Source organism: Methylobacterium planeticum, assembly GCF_008806345.1.
GTDB classification, from domain to species: domain Bacteria; phylum Pseudomonadota; class Alphaproteobacteria; order Rhizobiales; family Beijerinckiaceae; genus Methylobacterium; species Methylobacterium planeticum.
On sequence record NZ_VZZJ01000041.1, the window covers coordinates 18,211 to 28,298 of the forward strand.

The 10,088-nt window shown below is 67.2% G+C and carries 13 protein-coding genes; 9 read left to right on the top strand and 4 right to left on the bottom strand.

Features of this window, described 5'->3' with window-relative positions; genetic code table 11:
* Nucleotide 1: 1 nt before the first annotated feature.
* Entirely contained in the window at nt 2-715 is a 714-nt protein-coding gene (locus F6X51_RS25695; protein ID WP_246697008.1) for a thermonuclease family protein, read from the bottom strand.
* 47 nt (nt 716-762) lie between these two features.
* Between F6X51_RS25695 and F6X51_RS25700 the strand changes: the two genes are divergently transcribed.
* The 5 genes from F6X51_RS25700 (at nt 763) to F6X51_RS25720 (ending at nt 5,410) form a co-directional block, all read left to right on the top strand.
* Nucleotides 763-1,065, top strand: a complete 303-nt coding sequence (locus tag F6X51_RS25700; RefSeq protein WP_150966708.1) for a hypothetical protein — start codon at nt 763-765, stop codon at nt 1,063-1,065.
* 105 nt (nt 1,066-1,170) lie between these two features.
* Nucleotides 1,171-3,672 carry a phage tail tape measure protein gene (locus tag F6X51_RS25705; protein ID WP_150966709.1) on the top strand — a complete coding sequence of 834 codons (2,502 nt, stop codon included), beginning with the start codon at nt 1,171-1,173 and terminating at the stop codon, nt 3,670-3,672.
* On the top strand, nt 3,672-4,118 hold the full coding sequence (locus F6X51_RS25710; RefSeq protein ID WP_150966710.1) for a phage tail protein: 447 nt from the start codon (nt 3,672-3,674) through the stop codon (nt 4,116-4,118). Before F6X51_RS25705 ends, F6X51_RS25710 begins: the two co-directional genes overlap by 1 nt.
* A 4-nt stretch (nt 4,119-4,122) precedes the next feature.
* Nucleotides 4,123-4,359, top strand: a complete 237-nt coding sequence (locus tag F6X51_RS25715; RefSeq protein WP_150966711.1) for a tail protein X — start codon at nt 4,123-4,125, stop codon at nt 4,357-4,359.
* Nucleotides 4,360-4,363: 4 nt separating this feature from the next.
* Entirely contained in the window at nt 4,364-5,410 is a 1,047-nt protein-coding gene (locus tag F6X51_RS25720; protein WP_150966712.1) for a phage late control D family protein, read from the top strand.
* A 181-nt stretch (nt 5,411-5,591) separates the two neighbouring features.
* Here F6X51_RS25720 and F6X51_RS25725 read toward each other — a convergent pair whose 3' ends face one another.
* Nucleotides 5,592-5,807, bottom strand: a complete 216-nt coding sequence (locus F6X51_RS25725) for a hypothetical protein (RefSeq protein WP_150966713.1) — start codon at nt 5,805-5,807, stop codon at nt 5,592-5,594.
* Between the two features lie 82 nt (nt 5,808-5,889).
* Complete coding sequence (locus tag F6X51_RS25730; RefSeq protein WP_246697009.1) at nt 5,890-6,081, bottom strand: hypothetical protein; 192 nt, start codon at nt 6,079-6,081, stop codon at nt 5,890-5,892.
* Nucleotides 6,082-6,219: 138 nt separating this feature from the next.
* Between F6X51_RS25730 and F6X51_RS25735 the strand changes: the two genes are divergently transcribed.
* Nucleotides 6,220-7,280, top strand: a protein-coding gene (locus tag F6X51_RS25735) for an IS630 family transposase (protein ID WP_150966714.1) whose coding sequence is annotated in 2 segments (ribosomal slippage) — nt 6,220-6,712 and nt 6,712-7,280 — 1,062 coding nt in all. Because the reading frame shifts where the segments join, the coding sequence is not laid out codon by codon here.
* Nucleotides 7,281-7,397: 117 nt separating this feature from the next.
* On the opposite strand, the gene F6X51_RS25740 is transcribed toward F6X51_RS25735, so the two are convergent.
* On the bottom strand, nt 7,398-7,769 hold the full coding sequence (locus F6X51_RS25740; protein WP_150966715.1) for a hypothetical protein: 372 nt from the start codon (nt 7,767-7,769) through the stop codon (nt 7,398-7,400).
* 70 nt (nt 7,770-7,839) lie between these two features.
* Here F6X51_RS25740 and F6X51_RS25745 point away from each other — a divergent pair, with 70 nt between their 5' ends.
* From F6X51_RS25745 to F6X51_RS25755, 3 genes are all read left to right on the top strand, one after another.
* The gene (locus F6X51_RS25745) at nt 7,840-8,022 is read left to right on the top strand and encodes a hypothetical protein (RefSeq protein WP_150966716.1); all 183 of its coding nucleotides are present in this window, start codon (nt 7,840-7,842) and stop codon (nt 8,020-8,022) included.
* 181 nt (nt 8,023-8,203) lie between these two features.
* Complete coding sequence (locus F6X51_RS25750) at nt 8,204-9,466, top strand: peptidoglycan-binding protein (protein ID WP_150966717.1); 1,263 nt, start codon at nt 8,204-8,206, stop codon at nt 9,464-9,466.
* A gap of 3 nt (nt 9,467-9,469) precedes the next feature.
* On the top strand, nt 9,470-9,895 hold the full coding sequence (locus F6X51_RS25755; RefSeq protein ID WP_150966718.1) for a hypothetical protein: 426 nt from the start codon (nt 9,470-9,472) through the stop codon (nt 9,893-9,895).
* Nucleotides 9,896-10,088 lie beyond the last annotated feature (193 nt).

Sequence of the window (10,088 nt, forward strand, 5' to 3'; positions counted from 1 at the left end):
CTCACCGAGCGGGCCGCCAGCCTTCCTTCACCGCATCGGCGGGCGAGCAGAACCACTTCTCGCCCTTCGACTCGTTGATCCGGGTCCGCTCGTAATCGCGGCTCCCGGGCTCGTGGTAGATCTTGTTGCCCTTGGCGTTGATGTTGCCTTTGATCTTACAGCTGGCGGGCGGCGCCGCCGGTGCGGGTTCTGGAACCTTCGGCATCTCGGGGCGGGTCTCGAGCCCGCCAGCACGCTTGGCACGACGCCAATCTGAGGGCGGGTCAAACGTGCCGGCCCAGATCCCGCGTTTCCGCGTTCTGGCCTCGCCTTCAGCTTGGACGTAATCCTGAGAGTAGCGCCGGTAGGCGGTGGCGTAACCCTGTGCGACCATCCAGCCGTTCAGGTCCTCGCTACCTTTTCGGCAGACGGCTACAGTCCGCCCGTACCGGTCAGTGTCACGCGGCTCACACGAGATTGTCGCCTCGCCAATCTTGTCCGACAGGGCCAGCGCCGCCTTCTGACCGCAGCGGTAATCTTTTCCACCAGCATCCTGACAAACCTGTGCGCTCTCCGGCGCGTCGATGCCGTGTAGGCGGATCTTCGTGTCTCGGATGACAAGCGTGTCGCCGTCAGTGACGGAGGCGCGGCCGCTGATCGGCTCGACAGCAAGAGCGGGACCGGCAAGCCACAGCGCTGCGAACAGCAGCCCAAACGCGCACGATATCTGTCTCAAGAACCCTCCTCAGCCGACAGCGTCGGCCCAACCGGAGATCGCATATCATGCCGACCGTCACGCTGAAAAAGCCCATCATCCTCGGCGAACGGCAGTTCGCGGTCATCGACATCGACGAGCCGACGCTGGGCGGCATCGCGGCCCATGAAGTGTCGCTCGCCTCGACGGGCTCGGAGACCGCTGCACTGATGGCGATGCTGGCCGCAGAGACCGGCTGGCCGATGGACGCGGTGCGCAAGATCAAGGCCTCCGAGATGGAGGCGCTCGCCGAGATCCTGCTCCCTTTCGCGAAGGGCGATCCGTCTGGCGAGAGTGGCGAGGCGTCGCCGCCGATGTCGCCCATTTCCTGAACACGCCCATCCCGGCGCTCTACGGCGAGCGCTGGTCGAGCCTCGTGGCCTGGCACCATGAGGCCGCGCGCCTAGCGGCGCGCCAGGAAGCCTGACGGGAACCCGATGGCCTCACGCACCGCCCACCTCATCGCCAAGCTGACCGACGAGGTCTCGGGTCCGGCCAAGGGCATGGCGGGCGCGCTCAAGGGCGCGGCCGAGGCGGGCAAGGATCTCGGCAAGGTCGGATCCGGCTCCGGGCTCGCCAAGCTCACGAAGGAGATGCAGGAGGCCCGGCGTCAGGCCGAACTCCTGACGCAACTTCAGGGTCGCATGAAGTCGTTCGGGGAAGCCCGGACCGCCTTCAGCGGCGCGCGTGAGAATGTCGAGCGGCTCAGCAAGGCACTGGAGCAGGCTCGGAAGACTGCCGCGCAGTTCGACGGCATCCGTAGCTTTTCCCGGTCCGGCGGCATCGCGCAGCAGATTGAGGCCGCCCGCAAGGCGGTCCGCGATCTCGAGCGCGATCAGAGGCGCGCTCAGACCGCCGTCCGGTCCGCGGCACGCGACATGGATGCCGAGAAGGCGGCGGCGGTGCGCCTCAAGCGCGCCCTCGCGGATCTCGGTGTCCCCACGACCACGCTCGCCACGGCGCAATCGACGCTGGCGACGCGCGCGCAGGCGGCAGCGAATGCGCTCGATCGGCAGACCCGAGCGGAGCGCCGAGCCAAGCGTGAGGGCGGTGGGGCCACTTCCGCACTTGCTGGGGGTGTGCGCGATGCCGGCCGGCCGGCGCGTTCCCTTGGTCCGCTTGGTGGCGCCATCGGCGCCTACGGTGTTGCTGGCGCGTACAAGCAGGCCGCCCAGTTCGATCGTCGTCTGACCATGATCGGGCAGACGGCGGACGCCAGCCGGACTGACATCGATGCTCTTGGCGGCAGCCTGCACCGGCTGGCGCAGGAGACTGCGACGCCCATCGACAAGATGGCTGGAGGCCTCGAATCGCTCGTAGCGCAAGGCCGCAGCCTGAAGGAGGGACTATACTTCCTGCCGTCGGTCGCCCGGACCGCCGCGGCATCCGGCTCCGAGGTCGAGGACATCGCCAAGACCGCCGACTCGGTCAGCACGAACTTCGGCATCGCCGGCAAGCAGATGCAAGGCGCCTTCGACATCATGGTCGCGGGCGGCAAGGCCGGGCAGTTCGAGTTGAAGGACATGGCTCGCTACATCCCGAGCCTCGCCCCGGCCGCATCCGCTGTCGGCATGAAGGCCGAGAAAGGCCTCGCCGACGTCGTCGCCATGCTGCAGGTCATCCGCAAGGGCACCGGCACCACCGAGGAGGCGGCAACCTCGCTGACGAACATCTTCCAGAAGATGGAGTCGGAGGAGACGGCAAAGAAGTTCAAGAAGATGGGCGTCGACCTTGAAGAGGCGATGAAGAAGGGCCGCAAGGAGGGTCGCAACCTCATTGAGGTGTTCGAGGAGGCCGCGCAGAAGGCGACCAAGGGCGATCTGTCGAAGCTGCCGAACCTCATCGCCGACCAGGAGTTCGGCCGCGGCGTGCGCGCGCTACTCACCTACAAAGGCGAGTGGCAGAAGCTGTCGGAGACGTTGCAGACCTCTTCGGCCGGCTCTGTCATCCGTGACCTCGTGCAGGTCACGAAGGACTCGCAGGCCGCTGTCGACCGTCTCGCCAACTCGTGGCAGCGCTTTATCCAGGGCGCCGCGCGCGCTGGTGACTCGCTCGGTGCGAGCTCGGACCTTGGCAAGTTGGGCGAGGAGTTCACGACCATCGCGATTGCGATGGAGCGGGTCAATAAGGCCTATCAGGATGGCGGTGTCTCCGGCGCCCTGGGTGAGGCCGGCGGCGTGATCGCCGAGCGCTTTCGCGAGAACAAGAAGGCCTGGCTCGACAAAGACCGAGAGGATCAGGTCGCGCGGATCAAGGAGATGGAGGAATCCATCGCCAAGACGCGCAAGTCGCTCGCGGACAAGGGCTACTCGCAAGAGCGCATTGAGGGCTCGGTCCGGTCGCAGGAGACGCAGCTCAAGATGGAGCGGCGCGCCCTGGAGTACATCAAGGGCAACCGTGCTGCGCTCGACGTGCCGAACAAGCTGCCGCTGCGCATGGGCACCGACCCGACTGCGCCGATCCAGGGCTCGCCCAGCGCCATCACTCCAGGCGTCGCCAGTTGGCAGCAGGCGTTCCCTTCGGACATCTCCGGCCACAAGCCGCTACCTTCGGCGACCCCACTGCCACCGACCCGGCCGGGCAGCCTGCCGCGCAACATCGGCAACATCGACGAGGTGCTTGGGCCGAAAAAGATCGAGCTCGACGCCACCGCTGTGGATGGGGCCCAGACCAAGTTCCAAGATCTCGGCACCAAGATCGACGAGGTCGGACAGAAGACCATCGCGCCGACGGTCAACACGGCACCGGTAGACGGTTTGATCGACAAGCTGATGAAGGCGATCGGCCTGATCTCTCAGATCGATAGTGGGGCCGGCGCTGCTGCCGCGAAGGTGGACCGGCTGGCCGCGGCCGCCTCCAACGCGGGCGGTGCCATGGGCCGCACTGGCAAGGTCGCCTCCGCCCTCTCCGGCTCCTTCTCCTCGCAGGGTATGGGCTGATGCTCTGGCAGGTCGGACCGCTCACCATCTCGCGCCGTCCCTACAACATCGAGGAGTGGACCCGCGAGGCGTCCGCGTCCTGGGCGAAGAAGGAGCTGCTCGGCCGCCGGCCGGACCGCGAGTTCACCGGCGAGGGCGAGGAGACGTTGACGCTGAAGGGGACGCTGCACCCGTTCAACCGGAACGCGATCGGCGGCCTCTCCAGCATCGAGCTCGCGCACTCGCTCCGGCGTTCTGGGCAGTCCGTCTTCGTCACGCGAGGCGACGGCACGGTCTACGGCTTCTACGCCATCGAGAGCGTCAGCGAGAGCCACAGTGAGATCGGGCCGCACACGGCTGGCGTCGGGCAGAAGATCCAGCACGAACTGAAGCTGGTTCCGGTCGGCCAGCCCGGGACGGGTCAGGCCTCTGACATGCTCTCGGCTCTCATCAGCCTGTTCGGGTGACGCGATGGCAACGACCGTAAAGGTGGCGGGCTACGGCATCACGACGGAGCTGCTACTCTGGCGTCATGGCAAGCGCCGCGGCGCGACCTCGGCGCGGCTCTCCGAGACGCTCGCCTTAAACCCCAGCCTCGCGGCTCTCGGCCCGTTCTTGCCGCTCGGCACGCTCGTGACAATCCCGGATCTGCCGCCGGTGACGGAGCAGAGCCGCACCACGGCGCCCGCCGTCTCGCTGTTCGATTGAGCCCATGCCCCTGACGATCGACTGGTCCGTCACGATCGACGGCATCAACGCCACGTCGCGCTTCAACCCCTACGTGATGGAGTTGGAGGTCCAGGACCAAGCCGGCACGACGAGCGACACCGCTCGAATTACGCTTGCCGACGACGGCCGGATCATCATGCCGCGCAAGGGCGCGATGATGCGGGTCATCATCATGGGCGAGCCTGTGTTCGAGGGTAAGACCGAGAGCCCGCGCTTCTCCTTCGCCAAGGGCGACGGCGGCCGGCTCATCCTCTCGGCCAAAGGCTTCGACGCCGAGAAGGGCGCCAAAGAGGGCCGGCACTTCGCCAAGGAGGATGCCACCCTCGAGGAGTATCTGAAGGACTTCGCGAAGCGGGCGGGCCTCTCCGAAATCAAGATCGATCCGGCTCTGGCCAAGATTAAGCGGCCCTGGTGGGGCCCGGAGGGGCGCGACTTCCTGCACGAGGGGCAGCGCCTCTCGCGCGAACTTGGCGCCACTTTCAAGATCCAGGGCAACAAGGCCGTCCTGGCCAAGCGCGGCAAGGGCATGACGCCGTCGGGGCAGTCCCTGCCGACGATCTACGCCACGAACCCGGGCAACCTCCTCAACGTCGACATCGAGCCGACGGACGCGCGCGAGGTCTTCCGCGACGTCCGGGTCGGCGGCTTCGACAGGAAGTCGGCCAAGTTCTTCGAGGAGAAGGTCGACATCGAGGGCGGATCCTCGGGCGGTGCCTCCTCGGTGATCCGCGGCAAGCGCGCCGACAAGGATGACGCTAAGACGCGCGGCGAGGGTCGGAAGGCTGAGGCCGAGCGCGACAAGGGCGGCGGCACGATCGAGATCGACATCGAGCCCCGCGCCCGGGCGGAGGGCACCTGCATCCTCCAGGGCGCGCGCGCTGGCATCGACGGCACCTACCGGATCTCTGGCGCGACGCACACGCTCCGCCCGGGCGACAGCGGCGGCTCGACCACCAAGCTCGAAGTGAAGCAGCCCGACGACAAGGCCGGGCAGGACACTCGGAAGACCGGCGACACCGAGAACAAGTAGCTCATCGAGGACGCGCGCCGGCACGCCGCACAACGAAAAACGACGGCCTAGGCGGGCCGCCGTGAGTCGGGAGTTACCGGAGCCACTGGGGGTACTAGCGGCTCCGTCATCTGGGTACGCCCGCCGATCGGGCCGTGCCAGCGCATTATGGTTTCCGGCTGTTGCTGGGACGATTCAGTGGTCAGCGGAGAAAACCGGCCGCGCGCAGATCGTGCTCAACAAGCTCGTAGGTTGCTTGCGAGAGATCGTCATTCTCAGGCGCAGGCGGCAGCAGCGGATGCATGGGCGGGAACTCTCCGACCACGTCTCGCAGCCTCATCTCCGCTGCGCCATCCGGATGCGGAATATCGCCTTCAGCCTTCGCGGCCCGGAGCGATGGAATGAGCTTACGGATCATGCGCGCCTCCCGGGCTCTGGGAAGCACAACGCGCACCAAGCCCGTCCGTTCTTCGACTTCGCGCAGACCAGCTTCAGTCAGATCAATGCTTGGTCTTCTGCACTACGACCGGGATGATTGAGCCCGTGACGACTGGGTCTGCGCGCTTCGCCAGGGCAACCGCGCGTTCCTGACGTTCAAGCCGGTCCGCTGAGTACAGGGCGGCGATGACGAGGGTGGCGATCGCCAGCGCCGCTTTGACCGTAGGCCATGTCCGCCGAAGCACGCTCATCATCGCCCATTCCCCGCCAAGGAATCAGCATCTGAGAATTGGATGAGCGGAGGGCTAATACCAGCGGGCGCCGATTGAGACTCACGGGGTTCGCATTGGGCAGCGGATCTGATTCGATGGGGCGAACCGGGAGGGTTCGTCATGTCCGCGGCCGTGCCCCTGCGTGAGGATTTCACTGCCGACGATTTGCGGCGGCTGGCCAGTTGCAGCCGAGACGCAGGCCAGAGCCGGCGATTGCTCGCTCTGGCACAGATCTACGATGGCGGCACACGGACAGACGCAGCCCGGATCGGCGTGGTCGGACTGCAGACGGTGCGCGACTGGGTGCTGGCCTTCAACGCCAACGGCCCGGCCGGGCTGATCGACCGCAAGGCGCCGGGCCATCCGCCCAAGCTGAACCAAGCGCAGCGTCAGGCGCTTGCCGAGATCGTCGAGAGCGGGCCAGATCCAGATCGGCACGGCGTGGTGCGCTGGCGGCGCAAGGACTTGGCTGCCTGGCTTTATCAACGCTTCCGCGTGAGCCTGGATGAGACCACGGTCGGGCGTGAGTTGAGGCGGCTCGGCTTTGCCAAGATGTCGGCTCGCCCCCAGCATTACGCCCAGGATCCGGCCGCATTGGAGAGCTTTAAAAAACACTCCCCGCCGAGCTGATGGCGATCCGAGCCCGGCTGCCAGCGGGCACCCGCATCGAACTGTGGTGGTCGGACGAGGCCCGGGTCGGCCAGAAGAACACGCTCACTCGGCTCTGGGCCCGCCGCGGCACCCGCCCGCGTCTGCCGCACGACCAGCGCACGCAGTCAGCCTACATCTTCGGGGCGATCTGTCCCGAGAAGGGAAAGGGCGCCGCTCTCGTTATGCCCTGGTGCAACACGTCAGCGATGAACGCGCACCTGCAGGAGATCAGCAGCATGGTCGATCCTGGGGCTCATGCCGTGCTGATGCTCGATGGTGCCGGCTGGCACATCGCCGGCGACCTCGTAGTGCCGGGCAACATCACGCTGCTGCCGTTGCCGCCTCGAGCGCCTGAGCTGAACCCGGTTGAGAATGTCTGGCAGTACCTGCGAGACAACTGGCTCGGCAATCGGATCTTTGCCTCCTACGAGGAGATCGTCGACCAGTGCTGCCGCGCCTGGAATAACCTGATCGAGCGGCCCTGGATGATCATGTCCATCGGACTGCGCGACTGGGCCTATCGGTTATGATCAACGCCCGCTGGTATAACACCCCTAGTGCGGAACGGCAATTTCACGGCTCTGTCGCCGTCACGCCGCACCTCAGCGCCGAGGAGAGCGACTGAGCCGCATCGACCGGCGATGTGATCAGATCCCGCTCTCGAGCGTCCACTTCTCCGTCCCAGCTGTCTGGCCGCCGGTGACGGCCCATTTGCCGCCGGTCACCTTGTTGTCGGCGATCTCAAAACTCGCCACGCCACCCGACCCCGGGGCGTTCGCGGCCTGAAAGACGACCGACAGGACGGAGCCTGACAGAATGCCGGTCCCGATCTGGCGTCCCGAGCCGATCTGCCAGACGACGCTGTAGGTCTCGCCCGTCTTCTTGATGACCGCCTCGCCACGGTAGATCTGCGGCTGACCTGGGTTCTGCCCCTCGACCTTGTATCGCCCCTCGATCGCGAGTGCCGGCAAAGCCGAGGCAGCGAGGGCGATCAGCGCCAGTCCGATCCTCATGAGCATCCTTTCTCGGTGTGCCCGCCACTAGATAGGGCGGCGCGCGAGCAGGGCCGCAACATCGTTCTGAGGCCCCATGCTCATCCCGGCTCTCGCCTTCGCGGCCTTCGCGCTGATCCTGCTCGTCGGTGGCGGCCTTCTGGCTCTGCGCGGACAGACGGATGGGGAGCGCGACGCGGGCGCAGTCACCGCGCTGATCGCGCTGCTCCTCGGGCTGATCGCGGTGGCGCTGGGGCTCTGCGAGTTCGCGGGGCGGTGAGGAACTAACGGCGGACCGGGCGCAAGGAAGAAGAATGCGCCGGCCCGCCGGTCGCACGACTCAGGGCTCAGAGAGATGCGCGACCATCAGTGAACGGCTCTCGCCGCATCACCCATCCATTGCATTCCGTCGTTCCACCGAGCCGGCCGGTCGCCGTGCCTCCTGACATTGCGAGAACCCGATGACCGGGACCATCACGGCCGCGCAGCTGCGTGCGATCGCGGGCGGCACCGCGCCCTTCGCTGCCAAGATCGCGGAAAGCTTCAACCCGCTGGCCGCACCGTTCGGCCTGACCACACCGCTGCGGCAGGCCCATTTCTTCGCGCAACTCGCGCACGAGAGCGCCGGCTTCAAGTATGTCCGGGAGGTCTGGGGACCGACCGCGGCGCAGAAGCGCTACGAGGGCCGGAAGGATCTCGGCAACACGCAAGCAGGCGACGGCAGCCGCTATCGCGGGCGTGGGCCGATCCAGATCACCGGCCGGGACAACTATCGCGCCTTCACCGCCTGGATCCAGTGTCGCTACCCGGAAGCGCCCGACTTCGAGGCCGAGCCCGAGAAGCTCGAGGAGTTCCCTTGGGCGCTGATGGCGGCGTTCTGGTTCTGGGACACGCGCGGGCTGAACGCCCTGGCCGACGCCGATGACGTCGTCGCGGTCACGAAGAAGATCAACGGCGGCACCAACGGGCTGGCCGATCGCAAGGCCGCGCTGAAGCGGGCGAAGGCCGAGCTCGGCGTCACCACCGCCGCGTCACCCCCGGCGCCCACGACCCCCGCCAAACCGAAGAGCGATCGCATGTCCGTCACCGCCGGCACCTGGGCCGAGAAGTCGCTCGCTCGCTACGAGGTCGAGGCGATCCAGAAGCGCCTGCGCGACCTCGGCTACTACAGCGTCGGCAAGGTCGATGGGATCTGGGGGCCCTCGACCTCCGGCGCCCTGATCGCGCTGCAGACTCAGGCCGGCATCGCGCCGGACGGGCACTGGGGACCGCAGTCGAAGACCGCGCTCGACGACGACGCGAACAGGCGCCGGATCGATCCGGCCCGGGCCAGCACCACCGCGGCGGATCTGCGGGCTCAGGGCTCCGTCATCGCGATCCAGGGCAGCCGGGTGACCTGGTCCTCGGTCTGGCAGATCGTGCTGGGTGCGATGGGCATCTTCCAGTACCTCGCCACGAATTGGCAGGGCAATCTGGACGGCCTGCCGTTCCCAGCGAGCCTGATCCTCGGCTTCCTGCCGCCGTGGGTCGCGCCGGTCCTGATCATTCTGCTCAACGTCTGCAACGCGCTCGCCGCCCAGGGCATCGTCAAGGCGCGTGTCGTGGCCGAGCGGACCGGCCTGCACAACGGCGAGCCCGACCCTGCGCCGAGCCCGCCGGTGACAGTGGCGCCTGATGGGCCGCGGCTCGGTGGCATCCTCGGCACGTTGTTTGGCGCACGCTGACCGGTGGGCCCCGCTGAAAAGGCCGCTGCTGATGCTGCCGGCGTCTACCTCAACCAGGGCGTCCTCGGCGCGACCTGCATCGTCTTCATCCTGCTGTTCCTCGGCGCCTGCTGGGTCGCCCGCGGGCTCTACAACGACCTGAAGGCCTGCAACGCCGTCACCCTCGCCGATCGCGAGAAGCTGATCACGGCCATCGAGGGCGCCCGGGACGAGACGGAGGCCGTGAAGGAGGCGCTGCAGGGCATCCGCCTCGTGCTGGAGGGGCGCGGCCACGCCATCGGCGAGCTGTCGCATCAGGTCGACAAGGCGGCGACCGAGGCACGTCACAGTCTCGGCAACATCGCCTCGGCCCTCGACGCCATCGCGCGCCGATTGATGGACTGGACGGGCCGCGGCAGAGATCGCGACCGTGACGGGGGCGCCCCATGAGATGGAGGCGCATCATGTCCTGGTTGATCCCGTCCTGCAACGCGAGCGACACCTCGGCCCGGCTCGACGCTGCACTCGAGCAGGCGCGTCATGCCCAGCACGAGACCAAGGAAGCCGCCCGCTCCGTGGTCGAGGTCACGGACGACAGCCGGGCGCGGCTGACGACGATCCGGCGGCAGATCCGTCGCCGCAC